A 20095-nucleotide genomic window follows, 5' to 3' on the forward strand; every position below is an offset into this window, starting at 1 on the left:
AGGCGGATGAGCAGGCGCTCAGGCATCCTTGAGTTCGCCGTCCTCGGCCTGCTTCGCGAATCCCCCATGCACGGCTACGAGCTGCGCAAGCGGCTCAACACCTCGCTGGGGGTGTTCAGGGCATTCAGCTACGGAACGCTCTACCCCTGCCTCAAGACGCTCGTCACCAACGGCTGGTTGATCGAAGAGCCGGGCAACGCCCCGGAGGACGCTCTCGCCGCTTCACTCGCAGGGCGCCGCGCCAAGATCGTCTACCGGTTGACGGCAGCAGGTAAGGAGCACTTCGAGGAGCTGCTCTCCCACACGGGTCCCGATACCTGGGAGGACGAGTCCTTCGCCGCCCGCTTCGCCTTCTTCGGCCAGACCGAACGAGAAGTGCGCATGCGGGTGCTGGAGGGCCGCCGCAGCCGGCTGGAAGAGCGCCTGGAGAAGATGAGGGCCTCGCTCGCCCGTACACGGGAGCGCCTCGACGACTACACGCTTGAGCTGCAGCGGCACGGCATGGAGTCCGTGGAGCGCGAAGTGCGCTGGCTGAACGAGCTCATCGAGAGTGAGCGGGCGGGACGGGATCAGAGACGACCCGGTCCGTCCGACGAAACTGCAAAGTGAGACCTGCATCTCGCAGGCCTCGTCCGAGAACAAACAGGGAGCAACCGGAATGGGTTCGGTTCGCGTAGCCATCGTCGGCGTAGGCAACTGCGCCGCCTCGCTGGTGCAGGGCGTCGAGTACTACAAGGACGCCGACCCGGCGGCCAAGGTCCCCGGTCTGATGCACGTCCAGTTCGGCGACTACCACGTGCGTGACATCGAGTTCGTCGCCGCGTTCGACGTCGACGCGAAGAAGGTCGGCCTCGACCTCTCGGACGCCATCGGCGCCAGCGAGAACAACACCATCAAGATCTGCGACGTCCCGAACGCGGGCGTGACCGTGCAGCGCGGTCACACCCTGGACGGCCTGGGCAAGTACTACCGCCAGACCATCGAGGAGTCCGCCGAGGCTCCGGTCGACGTGGTCCAGGTCCTCAAGGACCGCCAGGTCGACGTCCTGATCTGCTACCTGCCCGTCGGCTCCGAGGCTGCGGCGAAGTTCTACGCCCAGTGCGCCATCGACGCCAAGGTCGCCTTCGTCAACGCCCTCCCGGTCTTCATCGCCGGCACCAAGGAGTGGGCCGACAAGTTCACCGAGGCCGGTGTCCCGATCGTCGGCGACGACATCAAGTCGCAGGTCGGCGCCACCATCACGCACCGCGTGATGGCGAAGCTGTTCGAGGACCGCGGTGTCCGTCTTGAGCGCACCATGCAGCTCAACGTCGGCGGCAACATGGACTTCAAGAACATGCTCGAGCGCGAGCGCCTCGAGTCGAAGAAGATCTCCAAGACGCAGGCCGTCACCTCGCAGATCCCCGACCGTGAGCTCGGCGAGAAGAACGTCCACATCGGCCCGTCCGACTACGTCGCGTGGCTCGACGACCGCAAGTGGGCCTACGTCCGCCTTGAGGGTCGCGCCTTCGGCGACGTCCCCCTGAACCTCGAGTACAAGCTCGAGGTGTGGGACTCCCCGAACTCCGCCGGTGTCATCATCGACGCCCTGCGTGCCGCGAAGATCGCCAAGGACCGCGGCATCGGCGGCCCGATCCTGTCGGCGTCGAGCTACTTCATGAAGTCCCCGCCGGTGCAGTACTTCGACGACGAGGCCCTGGCCAACGTCGAGAAGTTCATCAAGGGCGAGGTCGAGCGCTAGTCGAACCCCAAGGGTCCTTGAGGACACCTGGACTTCGGCTGTTCTTACGCGGAGGGTCCCCGGGCAATACGCCCGGGGGCCCTCCGCGTATGTGACCCTTGCCCTCATGGCTGTCGTACGTGATCTGCGCGTACTCCTGCGTCTGAGGGACTTCCGCAACCTGCTCGCCGTCAGGCTGCTCTCCCAGGCGGCGGACGGTGTCTACCAGGTGGCGCTCGCCACCTACGTCGTCTTCTCGCCGGAGAAGCAGACCTCGCCTGCCGCGATCGCCTCGGCCATGGCGGTACTGCTGCTCCCCTACTCGGCCGTCGGTCCCTTCGCCGGGGTACTGCTCGACCGCTGGCGCCGCAGGCAGGTCTTCCTCTACGGCAACCTGCTGCGCGCCTTCCTGGCCTGCGTCACCGGAATGCTGATCGTCGCGCAGGTCCCCGACTGGCTGTTCTACGCCTCGGCCCTGTCGGTGACCGCCGTCAACCGCTTCGTCCTGGCCGGGCTCGCCGCCTCCCTGCCCCGCGTCGTCGGACCGGACCAGCTGGTCACCGCGAACGCGCTCTCCCCCACCGCCGGCACGCTCGCGGCGGTGGCCGGCGGGGGACTGGCCTTCCTCGTCCGGTTGCTGGCCTCCGACTCCAACGCCATCGTCGTCCTGCTCGGAGCGGGCCTCTACCTGTGCGCGGCCCTGGCCTCCCTGCGGCTGGCCATCGGCCTCCTGGGGCCCGACCACCCTCCGGGCCGGACCAACCCCTCGGTCGCCGAGGGGGTCGCAATCACCGTCCGGGGCATGGCCGAGGGGCTGCGGCACCTGGCCGACCGGCGCGAGGCGGCCCAGGCGCTCGCTGCCATGACCATGATGCGGTTCTGCTACGGGGCCCTGTTCGTCATGCTGCTCATGCTCTGCCGCTACTCGTGGTCGGACAACGAGGCCGACGGGCTGGCCCTGCTGGGCGTCGCCGTCGGTGCCTCCGGGGCCGGATTCTTCGCGGCCGCCGTCGTCACGCCCTGGCTGGTGGGACGGCTGGGCACACACGGTGCGATCACCCTCTGTGCCGCGGGCGCAGCAGTCCTGGTGCCGATGCTCGGCCTGTTCTTCGCCCCCGGGCCGATGCTGGCCGCCGCGTTCGTCCTCGGACTCGCCACGCAGGGCGCCAAGATCTCCACCGACACCGTGGTCCAGTCCCGCGTGGACGACGATTTCCGCGGCCGCGTCTTCTCCGTCTACGACGTGCTGTTCAACGTCGCATTCGTCGGCGCGGCGGCAGTGGCCTCGCTCATGCTCCCCGTCGACGGGGAGTCGGTGCCGCTGATCCTGAGCGTGGCCGCGCTCTACGCCTCGACATCCCTGCTCCTCGCGCGGCAGGGGCGATGTTTCACGTGAAACATCGCCGTTGGTGTCGTCCTGGTGGTCGATGTTTCACGTGAAACATCGACCACCAGCTCCTGAGAACAGCGAGGCCGGGCCTCAGGCCTGTGCGGCCCACCACTCCTTGAGGGCGACGATGGCCGCGTCCCGGCCCATCGGGCCGTTCTCCAGCCGCAGGTCCAGCAGGAAGGCGTAGGCCTTGCCGATCACGGGCCCGGGGCGGACGTCCAGCACCTGCATGATCTCGTTGCCGTCCAGGTCGGGCCGGATCGCGTCCAGCTCCTCCTGCTCCTGGAGCTGCGCGATGCGCTCCTCCAGCCCGTCGTAGGTGCGGGAGAGGGCATTGGCCTTGCGCTTGTTGCGGGTGGTGCAGTCGGATCGGGTCAGCTTGTGCAGGCGCTCCAGCAGCGGACCGGCATCGCGGACGTAGCGGCGCACTGCCGAGTCGGTCCACTCCCCGTCCCCGTACCCGTGGAAGCGCAGGTGCAGCTCCACCAGCCGGGAGACGTCCTTGACCATGTCGTTGGAGTACTTCAGCGCCGTCATGCGCTTCTTGGTCATCTTCGCGCCGACCACCTCGTGGTGGTGGAAGGAGACCCGCCCGTCGCTCTCGAACCGGCGGGTGCGCGGCTTGCCGATGTCGTGCAGCAGTGCCGCGAGCCGCAGCACCAGGTCGGGGCCGTCCTCCTCCAGGGCGATCGCCTGCTCCAGCACGATCAGCGAGTGGTCGTAGACGTCCTTGTGCCGGTGGTGCTCATCGCTCTCCAGCCGCAGTGCCGGCAGCTCGGGCAGTACGTGATCGGCCAGCCCGGTGTCCACGAGCAGGCCCAGGCCCTTGCGCGGGTTCGAGGAGAGCAGCAGCTTGTTGAGCTCGCCCTGCACCCGCTCCGCCGAGACGATCTCGATCCTGCCGGACATCGCCGTCATCGCCGCGACGACCTCGGGGGCGACCTCGAAGTCCAGCTGCGCGGCGAACCGTGCCGCGCGCAGCATCCGCAGCGGGTCGTCCGAGAAGGAGTCCTCGGGGGTGCCGGGGGTCCGCAGCACGCCCGTCCGCAGGTCCTCCAGGCCGCCGTGCGGGTCGATGAACTCCTGCTCCGGCAGGGCCAGGGCCATGGCGTTAACCGTGAAGTCGCGTCGGACCAGGTCCGTCTCGATCGAGTCGCCGTAGGAGACCTCCGGCTTGCGCGACGTGCGGTCGTACGCCTCCGAGCGGTACGTCGTCACCTCGATCTGGAAGCCGGCCTTCTGCGCGCCGACCGTGCCGAAGGCGATACCGACGTCCCACACCGAGTCGGCCCAGGGCCGGACGATCTTGAGAACGTCCTCGGGGCGGGCGTCGGTGGTGAAGTCGAGGTCGTTGCCGAGGCGCCCGAGCAGCGCGTCGCGGACGGACCCGCCGACCAGGGCGAGGCGGAAGCCCGCCTCCTGGAAACGGCGGCCGAGCTCGTCGGCGACAGGGGCCACGCGCAGCAGTTCACTCACTGCGCGGAGCTGTACCTGGTTCAGGACACTGAGGTTGTCTTCGTTGGCGTTCGGCACAACAGAAAAGGGTACGTGCCCGGCCCGCCGGGAGCTCCCCCGTTTGCGGTCACCCCGCCCCACGGCGCCGACGGCCCGGACCCGATCATGTGGAGCAAGGCGCGGCACTCGCGCACAGCGGGTCTCGTTACCATGCGTGGACGCACAGACGACGACCACTGACACTTCGAGGGACGGGCGAGCGCGTGGCCGAGGCGGCAGACATCCAGGGGACACCCCCCGCCCCTGCCCGGCGACGCTGGCTGCGCCGCGCCGTGGTCCTGCTCGCCGGGACGCCCGTGCTCGCAGGCCTCGTCTATTCGCCCGCGCCCGAGGCCCAGGCCGCCGAGACGGCGGCCGTGGACATCCAGCTCACCGAGTTCGCCCCCACCGCCCCGGTCAAGAGCGACACCCTCACGATCTCCGGCACCGTGGTCAACAACGGCCGCGAGAAGATCACCGACGCACATGTGGGCCTGCGGGTCGGACCGGCGCTGAGTGACCGCAGCTCGATCGAGGAGGCGGCGGAGCGGGGCGCCTTCCGGGCCGGCACCGACCCCGCCGAGATCGGCTCGGAGTACGCGGTCAAGATCACCTCGCTGCCCTCGAAGGGCCAGCAGACCTTCGAGCTCAAGATCCCGGTGAGCAAGCTGGAGCTGGACAAGGAGGGCGTCTACCAGCTCGGCATCTCCCTGTCGGGGGAGACCGAGAGCCGCCAGTACGAGCAGGTCCTCGGCATCAAGCGCACCTTCCTGCCCTGGCAGCCCGAGGCCGCCGCCAAGCGCTACACGATGACGTACGTGTGGCCGCTGATCTCCACCACGCACCTGACGGCGGAGACCGGCTCGGACGACGTGCAGACCCCCGTCTTCCTCGACGACTCGCTCGCTGATGAGCTGCGCACCGGCGGCCGCCTGGAGCGGATGGTCTCCCTCGGCAAGGACCTGCCCATCACCTGGGTCATCGACCCGGACCTGCTGCAGTCGGTCGACGCCATGACCAAGGGCTACCGGATCCGCAACCCCGACCCCGCCGGCAAGCCCCTGCCGGGCAGGAACAAGGCCGTCGCCGAGCAGTGGCTGAGCTCGCTGGAGGCGGCCGTCCAGGGCAAGAAGGTCGTCGCGCTGCCCTTCGCCGATCCCGACATCGCCTCCCTTGCCCACCGCGGGAAGGACGTCTCCGGCACCCTGGGCCAGCTGCGGCCCGCCACCGACAAGGCGAAGCAGGCCGTCGAGACGGTCCTCCACGTCCCGGCGTCCACCGACTTCTCCTGGCCCGTGGAAGGCGCGATCGACCCGTCGATCGTCAACGTCGCGACCTCGGCCGGCGCCCACAACGTGCTCACCCGCAGCGACAGCCTCCAGGAGACCGGCGCCCTCGGCTACACCCCGTCGGCCGCCCGCCCCATCGGCGCGGGCACCACCGCCGTCGTCGCCGACGCCGAGCTCTCGACCGCCTTCCAGGGCGACATGCTCAGTGCCACGAACTCCGTCCTCGCGGTGCAGCAGTTCCTGGCCCAGAGCCTTGCCCTGAACCTCCAGAAGTCCGACACCCAGCGCAGCGTGGTCGTCACCCCGGCCCGGATGCCGTCCGCGAGCCAGGCGCAGACGATGGCCTCCGCTCTCCAGGGCCTGCAGGCGGGCCGCTGGACCGTGCCCGCCGACCTCGAAGCGGCGGCCGCGACCAAGCCCGACCCGGGTGCCTCCACCCAGGTGCCGGGCGCCGGGCAGTACCCCGAGGCCCTGGCCAAGCAGGAGCTGCCGGTCTCCGCATTCGAGAAGATCCGCACGACTCAGACCACCCTCGACAACTTCAAGGTGATCCTCAGCGCCCCCGACCGCGTCGAGATCCCCTTCGGCAACACGACCAACCGCGAGATGTCCACGTCATGGCGCGGGCGCCCCGAGGCGGCCGCGGACTACCGGAGCCAGGTGCAGCAGTACCTGATCAGCCTCACCGAGAAGGTCAAGGTCGTCCCCAAGTCCGATGCCACGCTCTCCGGACACAGCGCTACCATCCCCGTCAGCGTCCAGAACAGCCTCGTCCAGGACGTCCACAACCTGGTCCTGCGCGTGAAGTCCGCCAACCCCACCCGCCTGATGTTCGGCGACAAGGGCGAGGACCAGCAGGAAGTCACCGTCCAGGGCGGGCACAGCCAGACCGTGAAGTTCACCGCCAACGCCACCGCGAGCGGGCCGGTCGAGGTCACCGCCCAGCTCTTCACGACGGACGGCGTCGCCTACGGTAAAGAACGCCGCTTCACCGTCGAGGCCACCGAGATCACCCCCACCGTCATGCTCGTCATCGCCGGCGGTGTGCTGCTCCTCGTTCTGGCTGGTATCAAGATGTACGCCACCCGCAAGCGGGTCGCGGCCCGAGCCGCAGCCCAGGAGAGCACGCAGCCGAGTGACGAGTCCCCGGACACCGGACCGCAAAGCAACGACGCGTCCGGACCGGGTGAGACAGTGGACCGTTGAGCGATGCCGTGGCCGGTCGGCCTGGGGACGATGAGGTGGGGTTTCGATGAACGCGCCGTACGACGGTGACCGCGCGCAGGGAACTGGCGGGCCAGCGCCCTACCAGGGCACTGCTCCCGGCACCCCGCTGCCCGGGCAGGTCCCCGCGCCTGCACCCGCGCCGGATCACGACCCGTATGTCCAGGACGCCTACGGCTACGACCCGTACCGGTCGCAGGACCTCTCGGCGCAGGACCCCGTCGCCGAGGTCCTCTACGACCGGTCCGCACACCCCCCGCCGCCGCCCGGCACCTACCAGGAGCCCGGCCCGCTCTACGCGGCGCCGCAGGCACCCGCCTACGCCCCGGACCCGCGCGTCTGGGCCCAGACCCCGCCGCCCGAGCCGGACGGCCCCTCCCGTCACCTGCCCTACGGCGATCACGCCACCACCACGCAGTTCGTCGGCGTGGACTCCCTCGTCACCAAGGCGGCCGACCAGGAGCCCCGGCCCGACGCCTTCGCCCACCTGTACCGGGACCAGGAGGCGGCGCCCCGTACCCCCGCCGAGGACGCCCCCGTGGCCGCCCCGGCCCCGAGCAAGCCCGCCGGACGCGCCTCCAGCCTCCTCAAGTCCAGCGCGCTCATGGCGGCCGGCACGATCGTCTCCCGCATCACGGGCTTCCTGCGGACCCTCGTGATCGCCGGCGCCATCGGCGTCAGCACGCTCAACGACACGTACCAGGTCGCCAACACCCTGCCGACGATGATCTACGTATTGGTCGGCGGCGGAGCTCTCAACGCCGTCTTCATCCCGCAGCTGGTCAGGGCGATGAAGAACGACGAGGACGGCGGCGAGGCCTACGCCAACCGCCTGCTGACCCTTGTCGTGGTCCTGCTGGCCGGTGTCACCACCATCTGCGTACTCGCGGCCCCGCTGTTCATCAGCATGATGTCGCAGAAGATCGCCTCGGACCCGCAGCGGCTCGAGGTCGCGGTGGCCTTCGCCCAGTACTGTCTGCCGACCATGTTCTTCATGGGCGTCCACGTGGTGCTCGGTCAGATCCTCAACGCCCGCGGCCGGTTCGGCGCGATGATGTGGACCCCGGTCCTCAACAACATCGTCGTCATCGCCACTTTCGGCGCCTTCATCTGGGCCTTCGGCGGCTTCACCACCTCGGGCATCACCGAGGGCACCGTCACCGCCGACGGCGTACGCCTGTTGGGCATCGGCACCCTGCTCGGCCTCACCGTGCAGGCGCTCGCGATGCTCCCGTACCTGCGCGACGCCGGCTTCAAGCCGCGCCTGCGCTTCGACTGGAAGGGCCACGGCCTCGGCAAGGCCGCCAAGCTCGCCAAGTGGACCTTCTTCTTCGTCCTCGCCAACCAGATCGGCCTGGTCGTCGTCACCCAGCTCGCCACCTGGGCCGGCGAGGTGGCGGACAAGCAGGGCCACCACGGCACCGGCATCACCGCCTACAACTACGCGCTGCTGCTCTGGCAGATGCCGCAGGCCATCATCACCGTCTCCGTCATGACGGCCGTCCTGCCCCGCATCTCCCGGTCCGCGCACGACGGGGACGCCGCCGCCGTCCGCGACGACATCTCCTACGGCCTGCGCACCTCGGCCGTCGCCATCGTGCCCTGCGCCTTCGCCTTCCTCGCCCTCGGCGTCCCGATGGCCACCCTGCTCTACGCCGGTGCCGGTGACGGCGCGCAGAACATCGGCTTCGTCCTGATGGCCTTCGGCCTCGGCCTGATCCCGTACTCCGTCCAGTACGTCGTCCTGCGCGGCTTCTACGCCTACGAGGACACCCGGACGCCGTTCTACAACACCGTCATCGTCGCGGCCGTCAACGCGGCGGTCTCCGCAGCCGCGTTCGTCGTCCTGCCCGCACGCTGGGCGGTCGTCGGCATGGCCGCCGCCTATGGCCTCGGCTACACCGTCGGCGTCGGCGTCGCGTGGCGACGGCTGCGTACCCGCCTCGGCGGAGACCTCGACGGCGCCCATGTGATGCGGACTTACGCTCGACTTGTCGGAGCCTGTGTCCCCGCCGCCGCCGTGGCCGGCGCCGCCGCCTACCTGGTCACCCAGTGGCTGGGCAGCGGAGTGGCCGGTTCCGTTGTTTCCCTGGTCACCGGGGGTGTGGCCCTCGCCGCCGCGTTCCTCATCGCCGCCAAGCGGATGCGCATCGAGGAGCTCAACGCCATGATCGGGATGGTCCGCGGACGCATGGGACGCTGAATGCGGAGACCCGTAGACCTGCCAGACCCCCATCGCGTGTCGTGCAGAGCGCCGGACTGTGGGCACAATTGGCTTGGCTTCGCAGACTGGCCGACAGCGTGCAACGGATGGGGAGGCAGGAACGACGGTGGCGGAACGTAGCACGGCTGCCGTCGACGTGGCCGACAACAGCGGCGATGAGCCGCTTGCCGCAGATGCGGCCAAGGCCACGGCCGACGGGGTGGACACCCAGAACGGACGAGCCGCGGACGGACCTATGCCCGAAGAGGACGGCGAACGCAAAACCGCGGCCCCTGCGGCCGCACCCGAACTTCACAGCGGCCACAAGCTGGCAAGGCGCTACCGCCTCGAAGAATGCGTCACCCGTCTGGACGGATTCAGCAGCTGGCGCGCGATGGACGAGAAACTGCGCCGCGCCGTGGGCGTCCATCTCCTGCCCGCCGACCACCCCCGGGCCCGCGCCGTCCTGGCCGCGGCCCGCTCCTCCGCCCTGCTCGGCGACCCCCGGTTCGTCCAGGTCCTCGACGCGGTGGAGGAGAACGACCTCGTCTACGTCGTGCACGAATGGCTGCCCGACGCCACCGAGCTCACCGCACTCCTCGCTGCGGGCCCCCTGGAGCCCCACGAGGCCTACCAACTCGTCAGCCAGGTCTCGCAGGCCATGACCGCGGCGCACCGTGAGGGCCTGGCCCATCTGCGGCTGACGCCCAGCGCGATACTGCGCACCTCCACCGGCCAGTACCGCATCCGCGGCCTCGCCGTTAACGCCGCCCTGCGCGGCATCACCAGCGAGACCCCGCAGCGTGCCGACACCGAGGCGATCGGGGCGCTCCTGTACGCCTCCCTCACCCAGCGCTGGCCCTACGAGACGGACGCCTACGGCCTCACCGGCCTGCCCAAGGGCGTCGGCCTGATCGCTCCCGACCAGGTCCGTGCCGGGGTTCACCGCGGCCTCGGTGAACTCGCCATGCGCGCGCTCGCCAACGACGGGGCCACGGCCTCCCGGCAGGAACCCGCCTGCACGACGCCGGAGGAACTGTCCAAGGCAGTAGCCGCGATGCCCCGCATCCGGCCGCCGGAGCCCGCCTTCACCGCCCCGCTCGAGTACCAGCACACGACCTACCAGCAGGGCAGTTACGGCCGGCCCACGCCGCCCGGCATGCCGCCCGCCCAGGCCGTCACCGTCGTGCCCCCGCCGCCACCGCTGCAGAGCCGTACCGGCAGGGTCCTGAAGTGGGGCGTCGCCGCCCTGCTCATCGCCGCCCTCGGCCTGGGCAGCTGGCAGCTCGCCGACACCCTTCTCGACCGCGGCAAGCAGGGCAGCGGCAACAGCCAGAACCCTGCGCCCAAGGGCGACGACGCACCGAGCAAGAAGGACCCGGTACCGCTCTCCATCAAGGGCGCCCAGGAGTACTACCCCGACGGCAACCCCCAGGACCTCGAAGGGGTCTCCCACACCTACGACGGCGACGCCTCCACCTACTGGCGGACCAAGAGCTTCTACGACGGCCCGGACATGAAGGCCTACAAGGCCGGGGTCGGCATCGTCTACGATCTCGGCTCCGAGCAGGACGTCAGCGAAGCCTCGATAGCGCTCCGGTTCGCCGGCGACCACACCACCGCCACGCTCTACGCGACCGGCTCCATGTCCTCGTCGACCCCGGTCGGCTCCATGAAGAAGATCGCGGCCGCCACCACGTCGGACAGCACCCTCAAGCTGGCCGCCGAGGCACCGGTCAAAACGCGCTACGTCCTCGTCTGGATCACCGCAATGCCGCAAGCGGGCGGTGACCAGTACAGCCAGGCCGGGTTCAAGCAGGCCATCACGGATGTGAAGTTCACGGGCTGACAGACACCAGGGGAGGGGCTCACCGTTGGACGACTCCACACCCGGCGGCCACAGCGACCAGGAACTCCTGTCGCTGCACGTCGCCGGCGACCCGGACGCCTTCGGTGAGCTCGTACGCCGCCACCGCGACCGGCTGTGGGCCGTGGCCCTGCGCACCCTCGGCGACCGCGAGGAAGCAGCCGACGCCGTGCAGGACGCGCTCGTGTCCGCCTATCGGGCCGCGCACACCTTCCGCGGCGAATCCGCGGTCACGACCTGGCTGCACCGGATCACCGTCAACGCCTGCCTGGACCGGGCCCGCAAGGCCGCCTCCCGCAGGACGGCGCCCCTCGACGACACGGACCGTCTGGAGCGCCTCCTGGAGCCCCACGAGTCCGCCGAGGCCCCTGCGGAGCGCGAGGACCTCCACCGCCAGCTCCTGGCCGCCCTGAGCACGCTCCCGGCCGAGCAGCGGGCGGCGCTCGTCCTGGTCGACATGCAGGGCTACCCCGTCGCGGAGGCCGCCCGGATCCTCGACGTGCCCACCGGCACCGTCAAGAGCCGCTGCGCCCGTGGCCGGGCAAAACTCGTCCCGATGCTCACTCATCTGCGCTCGAATGCCGGGGATAACACCGCCACCGAGCGGGGAAGGAACCGGACGCCGGGGGCAGCCGTCCCACCGACGGCAGATCCCAGGGACCCGGCACCGGATCCAGACGCAGTGAAGGGCGGAGGTGGACGAGCGTGAGCCCCACTACCGGCACGATCCGGCACCCGGACGTCTCCGAGATCTCCGACCTGACCGAAGGGCTCCTCTCCCCGTCCCGTACGGCGGAGATCCGCGGCCACCTCGACGGCTGCGCCCTGTGCGCCGACGTCCGGGCCTCCCTGGAGGAGATCCGGGCCCTGCTCGGCACCCTCCCCGGGCCTCCCCGGATGCCCGCCGACATCGCCGGCCGCATCGATGCAGCCCTCGCTGCCGAGGCGCTCCTCGATGCCACCAGCCCGCGCGACCCGGCCGGACCCGACCCGCGGTCCACCGCTCCGCAGCATGCCGAAGCCGGCGATGTTTCACGTGAAACATCGCTCGCCGCATCTGGCGCACCCCTCTCAACCGGGGCCAAGCGACCCTCCGGTCACCCGGTCGGCCCAACCGGTCCCGGTCGGCATCGCGCCCGCCGCCGGATCGCCGCCATCGGCGCCCTGGTGGCCGCCTGCGCACTCGGGATCTTCCTGGCCACCGGCCTCCCGGACACTCCGGCCGAACACGGCACCGCCGCGCGCAAGGACGCATCCAGCGCGCAGGCCAAGGTCGGCGGACCCCAGTACACCGCCGAGGGCCTCCAGAGCAGCGTCCGTGACCTCCTCGCTTCGGGGCAGCCCCCGAAGACCGTCCCGGGGGAGCAGAACAACACCTACGGGATGGAGAACACCACTCCCGCTCCCGGGGTGGCCCCGGCGGACCGCGGCGCTGCCACCGTCCCCGCGTGTGTCCAGGAGGCCACCGGCCGCGCCGACACCCCCCTCGCCACGGACCGGGGCACGTATCAGGGCGTGGAGGTCTACCTCCTGGTCCTTGCGCACCCCGGCGACCCGGCCCTCGTGGACGCCTACCTCGTAGAGACGACCTGCGGGAACGGCTCGTCCACCACTCCCGGAAAGCCTCTGCTCAACAGCACCTACCCCCGGAGCTGACGCGCGCCGTCCGCACGGGGGACAGCGGGGGAATGCATGCGCCGTAGGATCCGTTGGGTGGGGTGAGAGTCCACACCGGCCCCCCGGCAAGCAGCAGGCAGTCCGCAGAGACGAGGAAGTAACCCGTGAGCGACGTACGAAACGTGATCATCATCGGCTCCGGGCCGGCCGGTTACACGGCCGCCCTGTACACCGCACGCGCTTCGCTCAAGCCCCTGGTCTTCGAAGGTGCCGTGACCGCCGGTGGCGCGCTGATGAACACCACGGAGGTCGAGAACTTCCCCGGCTTCCAGGACGGCATCATGGGTCCGGACCTCATGGACAACATGCGCGGCCAGGCCGAGCGTTTCGGCGCCGAGCTCGTGGCCGACGACGTCGTGGCCGTGGACCTCACCGGTGAGATCAAGACCGTCACCGACACCGCCGGGACCGTGTACCGCGCCAAGGCCGTCATCGTGACCACCGGTTCCCAGCACCGCAAGCTCGGTCTGCCCAACGAGGACGCCCTCTCGGGTCGCGGCGTCTCCTGGTGCGCCACCTGCGACGGCTTCTTCTTCAAGGAGCAGGACATCGCCGTGGTCGGCGGCGGCGACACGGCGATCGAGGAAGCCACCTTCCTCTCCCGCTTCGCCAAGTCCGTCACCATCGTTCACCGCCGTGACAGCCTGCGCGCCTCCAAGGCCATGCAGGACCGCGCGTTCGCCGACCCGAAGATCAAGTTCGCCTGGGACAGCGAGGTCGCCGAGATCCACGGCGAGCAGAAGCTCTCCGGTCTGACGCTGCGCAACACCAAGACCAGCGAGACCCACGAGCTGCCCGTGACCGGCCTCTTCATCGCCGTCGGCCACGACCCGCGCACCGAGCTGTTCAAGGACCAGCTGGACCTCGACGAGGAGGGCTACCTCAAGGTCGCCGCTCCCTCCACCCGCACCAGCGCCACCGGCGTGTTCGGCGCGGGCGACGTCGTGGACCACACCTACCGTCAGGCCATCACCGCCGCCGGAACGGGCTGCTCCGCCGCCCTCGACGCCGAGCGCTTCCTCGCCGCCCTCGCGGACGCCGAGAACGCCGAGAACGCCGAGGACGCCCACGCGACGGTCTGACCCTCCGTACCACCCCCTACACCCCACACCCCGCAGGAAGAAGGAGGCCGCTGTGGCCGGCACCCTCAAGAACGTGACCGACGACGATTTCGACGCCGAGGTCCTCAACAGCGACAAGCCCGTGCTCGTCGACTTCTGGGCGGCCTGGTGCGGTCCGTGCCGCCAGATCGCTCCGTCGCTGGAGGCCATCGCCGCCGAGTACGGCGACCAGATCGAGATCGTCAAGCTCAACATCGACGAGAACCCGGCCACGGCTGCCAAGTACGGCGTCATGTCCATCCCGACGCTGAACGTCTACAAGGGTGGCGAGGTCGCCAAGACCATCGTCGGCGCCAAGCCCAAGGCCGCCATCCTGCGCGACCTCTCGGACTTCGTCGAGATCAAGACCGCCTGACGGCTCGCACGTCTCGCACAGCAGGACCCATGTGAAACGGGGCCGTCCCTGAAGGGGCGGCCCCGTTTCACATGCCCGCGGGCTCACAGGGGGCGGAGCGCAGGTTCCTTCCGCGCCGCACCCAGCAGCCGGTCGAGGGCGAGCTCCACGTCTTCCTTCCACGACAGCGTGGAGCGCAGCTCCAACCGCAGCCGCGGGTGCACCGGATGGGGCCGCACCGTCTTGAAGCCCACCGCCAGCAGATGGTCAGCGGGCAGCAGACACGCCGGACCCTCCCACCGTGCGTCGCCGAACGCCTCGATCGCCCGGAAGCCCCGGCGCAGCAGGTCCTTCGCCACCGTCTGGACCATCACCCGTCCCAGGCCCTGCCCCTGATAGCCCGGCATGATCCACGCGGTGATCAGCTGGACCGCATCGGAGGAGACCGGACTCGTCGGAAAGGCCGTGGACCGGGGCACGTACGCCGGCGGCGCGTAGAGCACGAAGCCCACCGGGACCTCGTCCACATAGACGACGCGCCCGCACGATCCCCACTCCAGCAGGACGGCGGAGATCCACGCCTCCTTCTCCTGGGCCGGGGTCCCCGACTTCACGGCGGCATCACCGCTGACCGGATCCAGCTCCCAGAAGACACAGGACCGGCAACGCCGAGGCAGGTCCTGGAGGTTGTCCAGCGTGAGCGGTACCAGCCGACGACCCATACAGGGATCGTAACCACTGCCCATCCCTTCTTCGATGGCACAGCACCCGATACCGCGACAAGACACGGCAAAGGGGCGGACCGCACCGGCTCCCACCGACACGATCCGCCCCTTGGTAGCCCGGGGTCACTCCCCGGCAACACCCTGTTCGAGCACCCGGCCCTCGCCCGGCGCCAGCGTGCCCAGGATCCGCTCCAGATCCTCCATCGAGGCGAATTCGACGGTGATCTTGCCCTTCTTCTGGCCCAGATCCACCTTCACCCGCGTCTCGAACCGGTCCGACAGCCGCGTCGCCAGCTCGCTGAGCGCCGGAGACACCCGGGCACCGGCCCGCGGGCCCTTCGGCTTGACCGGGCTCGACGGCTCGGAGGCCATCAGGGTGACGATCTCCTCGACGGCACGCACCGACAGCCCCTCGGCCACGATCCGGTGCGCCAGCCGGTCCTGCTCCACGGAGTCCTCGACCGACAGCAGCGCCCGTGCATGTCCTGCCGAGATCACGCCCGCCGCCACCCGCCGCTGTACCGGCGGGGACAGCTTCAGCAGCCGCAGCGTGTTCGACACCTGGGGACGCGAACGTCCGATCCGGTCCGCCAGCTGGTCGTGCGTGCAGTTGAAGTCCTGGAGAAGCTGGTCGTACGCAGCAGCCTCCTCCAGCGGGTTCAGCTGCGACCGGTGCAGGTTCTCCAGGAGCGCGTCCAGCAGCAGCTTGTCGTCGTCCGTCGCCCGGATGATCGCCGGGATGCGGTCCAGCCCGGCCTCCCGGCACGCGCGCCAGCGCCGCTCGCCCATGATGAGCTCGTAGCGGCCCTGAGCCGACTGCCGCACCACCACCGGCTGGAGCAGACCCACCTCCTGGATGGAGGTCACCAGCTCGGCCAGGGCGTCCTCGTCGAACACCTCTCGCGGCTGGCGCGGATTCGGCGTGATCGCGTCCATCGGAAGCTCCGCGAACGTCGCACCCGCCACCACATTGGCCTCGGGACCCACCGGCTCCGGCGCGTCGGTCGCCGCGACCACCACCGATGTTTCACGTGAAACATCCGCCTGGGCCAGCGCGGCCAGCTTCGCCGCCGCGATCCCGCGCTCCGAAGTCAGTACCGGCACCGCCGACGGGGACGTCGACCCGGAACCGGTCACCGATGGCGTCTTCTCCTGGGGAGCGGCGGGAATCAGCGCGCCGAGCCCCCGCCCCAGACCCCTACGTCGCTCACTCACTGGATCCCCTCCGCCACACTCTGCGTGCTGTTCAGGCCCGCGCCCAGATGGGCGTTCTGGGCGTCGTAATGAATTCCGGCCCCCCGCAGTGCGATCTCCCGCGCCGCCTCCAGGTAGGAGAGGGAACCGCTGGAGCCAGGGTCGTACGTGAGCACCGTCTGCCCGTAGCTCGGCGCCTCGGAAATGCGCACCGACCTGGGGATGCTCGTCCGCAGTACCTCTTTGCCGAAGTGGGTGCGCACTTCCTCCGCCACCTGCGAAGCCAGCCGCGTCCTGCCGTCGTACATCGTGAGCAGGATCGTCGAGACGTGCAGGTTCTGGTTCAGGTGCGCCCGCACGAGGTCGACATTGCGCAGCAGCTGACCCAGTCCCTCCAGTGCGTAGTACTCGCACTGGATCGGGATCAGCACCTCAGCACCCGCGACCAGCGCGTTCACCGTCAGTAGTCCCAGCGAGGGCGGGCAGTCGATCAGGATGTAGTCGAGCGGCTGCTCGTACGCCTGGATCGCCCGCTGGAGCCGGCTCTCGCGCGCCACCAGCGACACCAGCTCGATCTCGGCACCCGCCAGATCGATCGTGGCCGGCGCGCAGAAGAGCCCTTCCACGTCCACGACCGGCTGGACGACCTCCAGCAGCGGGCGGCTGTCCACGAGCACGTCATAGATGGACGGCACGTCCGCGTGGTGATCGATGCCCAGAGCCGTGGAGGCATTGCCCTGCGGGTCGAGGTCGATCACCAGGACTCGCGCCCCGTGCAGGGCCAGAGAAGCCGCCAGGTTCACGGTCGTCGTGGTCTTGCCCACGCCGCCCTTCTGGTTGGCGACCACCATGACCCGGGTCTGCGCCGGGCGGGGCAGACCCTCGCCGGCACGCCCAAGCGCCTCGACGGCCAGCTGGGCGGCTCGGCCGATCGGGGTGTCGTTGTCTACAAGGGGCGACGATGTTTCACGTGAAACATCGTCCCCCGGCGATTCAGAGCGGGGACCGGGGACCGGGTCGGCCATCGGCCCCGCGAGGTTGGCGTCGGACCGCACGGTGTCACTCTCCTCGGCATCAGGCTCGCGATGAACAGAGCCTGCCATGTCACCGGGGTCGCGAACCAGCGGGGCCCGTACTCCTGTGGATGAATCCACCGATGTGGACAACTCCGTCCCCCCTTCGTCCTTGCGAAGACGGGGGGACGCAGCCGCACGACCGCGGCTGATGATTCCGTGCAGCAGAGAGCGACGTTTCACGTGAAACACGATGCCCGGACGGAGACACCAGGCCGCTACGACACTCCGAAATCCATACCTATAGGGCCCAACACACCCGAAATCCCGGCCGGAACGACCGCGACCCCGAGCACCTTGGAGGGATCAGCGGCGGCGACGGGTACGGCTGACCCGGGCGGCCTTAGCCCGCTTGGCCGCGAACCTCACCCCGCCGGGGCTCTCTCCGACCTCCACCCGGACCACCGTGGACAGCGGGTCCACGACGCCCTCGCCCACATGCAGGACCGAGGTCTTCACCACACCGAGCTTCGTCAGTGCCGTCTTCGCCGACACCAGCTCTTCCTCGGCGGTGTCGCCCTTCAGCGCCAGCATCTCCCCGTACGGACGCAGCAGCGGCACGCCCCAGCCCGCCAGCCGGTCCAGCGGAGCCACCGCCCGAGCCGTCACCACGTGCACCGGCTGCAGCTTCCCGAGGACCTCCTCGGCGCGCCCGCGCACCACCGTCACGTGATCGAGGCCCAGCAGCTCCACGACCTCCTGGAGGAAGGTCGTACGGCGCAACAGCGGTTCCAGCAGCGTGATCTTCAGGTCCCGCCGCACCAGGGCCAGCGGGATACCGGGCAGACCCGCGCCCGAGCCCACGTCGCACACCGTGACGCCCTCGGGCACCACCTCGGAGAGCACCGCGCAGTTCAGCAGGTGCCGCTCCCACAGCCGCGGCACCTCACGCGGCCCGATCAGCCCGCGCTTGACCCCCGCGTCCGCCAGCAGCTCCGCGTACCGCACGGCTTCCGGGAAAAACTCACCGAACACCGCGCGTGCCACCTCGGGCGCGGGGGGAAGCTCTGCTGCCTCCGTCACGGGGGACCGTCCTTCCGTTCCGCATGGTTCTTCAAACAGGCTGACAAACATCGGCCCCGCCTGCGACACAGACGGGGCCGGACACTCACGCTTCCGATCAGGCCGGGAGCACAACGACGAAGCGCTGCGGCTCCTCGCCCTCGGACTCGCTCCGCAGACCGGCGGCCGCCACGGCGTCGTGGACGACCTTCCGCTCGAACGGCGTCATCGGCGCCAGCTTCATCGGCTCACCGGACGCCTTCACGTCCGCCGCCGCCTTGGCGCCCAGAACCGCCAGCTCCTCGCGCTTCTGCGCACGGAACCCGGCGATGTCCAGCATCAGCCGGCTGCGGTCCCCGGTCTCGCGGTGCACGGCGAGGCGGGTCAGCTCCTGCAGAGCCTCCAGAACCTCACCGTCGCGGCCCACGAGCTTCTGCAGGTCACGGCTGGCGGAGTCGCTGACGATCGACACCGCGGCCCGGTCGGCCTCGACGTCCATGTCGATGTCGCCGTCCAGGTCGGCGATGTCCAGCAGACCCTCAAGGTAGTCGGCCGCGATCTCACCCTCCTGCTCGAGGCGGGTCAGGGTGTCGCCACTCTCAGCGGCGGCGGTGGTGGTGCCTTCCGTCACGGGAGAGACTCCTTCTACTTCTTGGAAGAGGGCTTGCTGGGGGGCGTCTGGCGCTGCGACTTCGACTGCCGCTTCGGCTGGTTCCGCTTCGCGGCACCGCCAGTGGCCGCGTCCGAGTCGGCCGTGGCCTCCACACTCTTGATCACGGAGCCGTCCGCCTGCGCGGCCATGCCCTGCTTCGTCAGAGTGGTGATGAATTTGCGCTCGTTGTCGTTGCGGTCCGGGCCCTTGGCCACGATCGCCGCGACGATCTTCTTGCGGCTCCGGCCCTTGAGCTCACCGTGCGAGGTGATGTGCTTGACCAGGCGGGTCAGGTACTGGTCCTGAGCCTTGCTGCCCGGCGTCGGGTTCTGGCTGATCACGTACATCTGCTGGCCCATGGTCCACACGTTCGTGGTCAGCCAGTAGACGAGGACACCGACGGGGAAGTTGATGCCCATGACCGCGAAGATCACGGGGAAGATGTACATCAGCATCTTCTGCTGCTGCATGAACGGCGTCTTGACCGAGAGGTCGACGTTCTTCTGCATCAGCTGACGCTGGGTGTAGAACTGCGACAGCGACATCAGGATGATCATGATCGCGGTGACGATCCGGACGTCCGTCAGCGAGGCGTTGAGGCTCGCGACCTTGTCCGCGCTGTCCGTGAACTTCGCCGCCAGCGGGGCACCGAAGATGTGCGCCTCACGCGCGCTCGCCAGCAGGGGGCCGTCGATCTCGCCGATCTTCTTGCCGTTGGCGATGCTCGCCAGCACGTGGTACAGGGCGAAGAAGAACGGCGACTGCGCCAGGATGGGAAGGCACGAGGAGAGCGGGTTGGTACCCGTCTCCTTGTACAGCTTCATCATCTCTTCGGACTGACGCTGCTTGTCGTTCTTGTAGCGCTCCTGGATTGCCTTCATCTTCGGCTGGAGCGCCTGCATGCCCCGCGTCGCCTTGATCTGCTTCACGAAGAGCGGGATCAGGCAGATACGGATCAAGATCACCAGTGACACGATGGACAGGCCCCAGGCCCATCCACTGTCCGCGCCGAAGATCGCACCGTACAGACTGTGGAACTGGACGATGATCCACGAGACGGGCGTGGTGATAAAGCTGAACAGACTGGCAATCGTGTCCACTAATCAGGCTCCTTGAGCATTGCGAGATCT

The 20095-nt window shown here is 69.4% G+C and carries 17 protein-coding genes; 10 read left to right on the forward strand and 7 right to left on the reverse strand.

Annotated elements, in window-relative coordinates:
- Window positions 1-6 precede the first annotated feature (6 nt).
- The 3 genes from AB0M99_RS19155 to AB0M99_RS19165 all read left to right on the forward strand — a co-directional run bounded on the left by AB0M99_RS19155 (window position 7) and on the right by AB0M99_RS19165 (window position 3116).
- Window positions 7-609 (forward strand): helix-turn-helix transcriptional regulator, encoded by a 603-nt coding sequence (locus AB0M99_RS19155; RefSeq protein ID WP_365921848.1) that lies wholly within the window; start codon window positions 7-9, stop codon window positions 607-609.
- A 49-nt stretch (window positions 610-658) separates the two neighbouring features.
- A complete protein-coding gene (locus AB0M99_RS19160; RefSeq protein ID WP_365921850.1) occupies window positions 659-1741 on the forward strand; it encodes an inositol-3-phosphate synthase in 1083 nt (360 codons plus the stop codon).
- 106 nt (window positions 1742-1847) lie between these two features.
- Window positions 1848-3116, forward strand: a complete 1269-nt coding sequence (locus AB0M99_RS19165) for an MFS transporter (protein ID WP_365921852.1) — start codon at window positions 1848-1850, stop codon at window positions 3114-3116.
- A gap of 84 nt (window positions 3117-3200) precedes the next feature.
- On the opposite strand, the gene AB0M99_RS19170 is transcribed toward AB0M99_RS19165, so the two are convergent.
- On the reverse strand, window positions 3201-4643 hold the full coding sequence (locus AB0M99_RS19170) for a CCA tRNA nucleotidyltransferase (RefSeq protein WP_365921854.1): 1443 nt from the start codon (window positions 4641-4643) through the stop codon (window positions 3201-3203).
- Between the two features lie 185 nt (window positions 4644-4828).
- Here AB0M99_RS19170 and AB0M99_RS19175 point away from each other — a divergent pair, with 185 nt between their 5' ends.
- From AB0M99_RS19175 to trxA, 7 genes are all read left to right on the forward strand, one after another.
- Complete coding sequence (locus AB0M99_RS19175; RefSeq protein WP_365921855.1) at window positions 4829-7099, forward strand: DUF6049 family protein; 2271 nt, start codon at window positions 4829-4831, stop codon at window positions 7097-7099.
- A gap of 46 nt (window positions 7100-7145) precedes the next feature.
- Complete coding sequence (murJ, locus tag AB0M99_RS19180; protein WP_365921857.1) at window positions 7146-9320, forward strand: murein biosynthesis integral membrane protein MurJ; 2175 nt, start codon at window positions 7146-7148, stop codon at window positions 9318-9320.
- Between the two features lie 127 nt (window positions 9321-9447).
- Window positions 9448-11169, forward strand: coding sequence for a protein kinase family protein (locus tag AB0M99_RS19185; protein ID WP_365921859.1), 1722 nt, complete (start codon window positions 9448-9450; stop codon window positions 11167-11169).
- 25 nt (window positions 11170-11194) lie between these two features.
- On the forward strand, window positions 11195-11896 hold the full coding sequence (sigM, locus tag AB0M99_RS19190) for an RNA polymerase sigma factor SigM (RefSeq protein WP_365921861.1): 702 nt from the start codon (window positions 11195-11197) through the stop codon (window positions 11894-11896).
- Window positions 11893-12843 carry a hypothetical protein gene (locus AB0M99_RS19195; protein WP_365921863.1) on the forward strand — a complete coding sequence of 317 codons (951 nt, stop codon included), beginning with the start codon at window positions 11893-11895 and terminating at the stop codon, window positions 12841-12843. The genes sigM and AB0M99_RS19195 overlap by 4 nt, the downstream gene beginning before the upstream one ends.
- 125 nt (window positions 12844-12968) lie before the next feature.
- Window positions 12969-13946, forward strand: coding sequence for a thioredoxin-disulfide reductase (gene trxB / locus AB0M99_RS19200; protein ID WP_365921865.1), 978 nt, complete (start codon window positions 12969-12971; stop codon window positions 13944-13946).
- Between the two features lie 52 nt (window positions 13947-13998).
- On the forward strand, window positions 13999-14340 hold the full coding sequence (gene trxA, locus AB0M99_RS19205) for a thioredoxin (protein ID WP_365921867.1): 342 nt from the start codon (window positions 13999-14001) through the stop codon (window positions 14338-14340).
- Window positions 14341-14423: 83 nt separating this feature from the next.
- On the opposite strand, the gene AB0M99_RS19210 is transcribed toward trxA, so the two are convergent.
- The 6 genes from AB0M99_RS19210 to yidC all read right to left on the reverse strand — a co-directional run bounded on the left by AB0M99_RS19210 (window position 14424) and on the right by yidC (window position 20065).
- Window positions 14424-15041, reverse strand: coding sequence for a GNAT family N-acetyltransferase (locus AB0M99_RS19210; RefSeq protein ID WP_365921869.1), 618 nt, complete (start codon window positions 15039-15041; stop codon window positions 14424-14426).
- Window positions 15042-15167: 126 nt separating this feature from the next.
- Window positions 15168-16259: a ParB/RepB/Spo0J family partition protein gene (locus AB0M99_RS19215; RefSeq protein WP_365921870.1), complete on the reverse strand. Its 1092-nt coding sequence runs from the start codon at window positions 16257-16259 to the stop codon at window positions 15168-15170.
- On the reverse strand, window positions 16256-17341 hold the full coding sequence (locus AB0M99_RS19220; protein ID WP_365921872.1) for a ParA family protein: 1086 nt from the start codon (window positions 17339-17341) through the stop codon (window positions 16256-16258). The genes AB0M99_RS19215 and AB0M99_RS19220 overlap by 4 nt, the downstream gene beginning before the upstream one ends.
- A 276-nt stretch (window positions 17342-17617) precedes the next feature.
- On the reverse strand, window positions 17618-18334 hold the full coding sequence (gene rsmG, locus AB0M99_RS19225) for a 16S rRNA (guanine(527)-N(7))-methyltransferase RsmG (RefSeq protein WP_365921874.1): 717 nt from the start codon (window positions 18332-18334) through the stop codon (window positions 17618-17620).
- Window positions 18335-18431: 97 nt separating this feature from the next.
- Window positions 18432-18944 (reverse strand): R3H domain-containing nucleic acid-binding protein, encoded by a 513-nt coding sequence (locus AB0M99_RS19230; protein ID WP_365921876.1) that lies wholly within the window; start codon window positions 18942-18944, stop codon window positions 18432-18434.
- 14 nt (window positions 18945-18958) lie between these two features.
- On the reverse strand, window positions 18959-20065 hold the full coding sequence (yidC, locus tag AB0M99_RS19235; RefSeq protein ID WP_365921878.1) for a membrane protein insertase YidC: 1107 nt from the start codon (window positions 20063-20065) through the stop codon (window positions 18959-18961).
- Window positions 20066-20095 lie beyond the last annotated feature (30 nt).

The organism is Streptomyces sp. NPDC051183 (assembly GCF_040682455.1).
GTDB lineage: Bacteria > Actinomycetota > Actinomycetes > Streptomycetales > Streptomycetaceae > Streptomyces.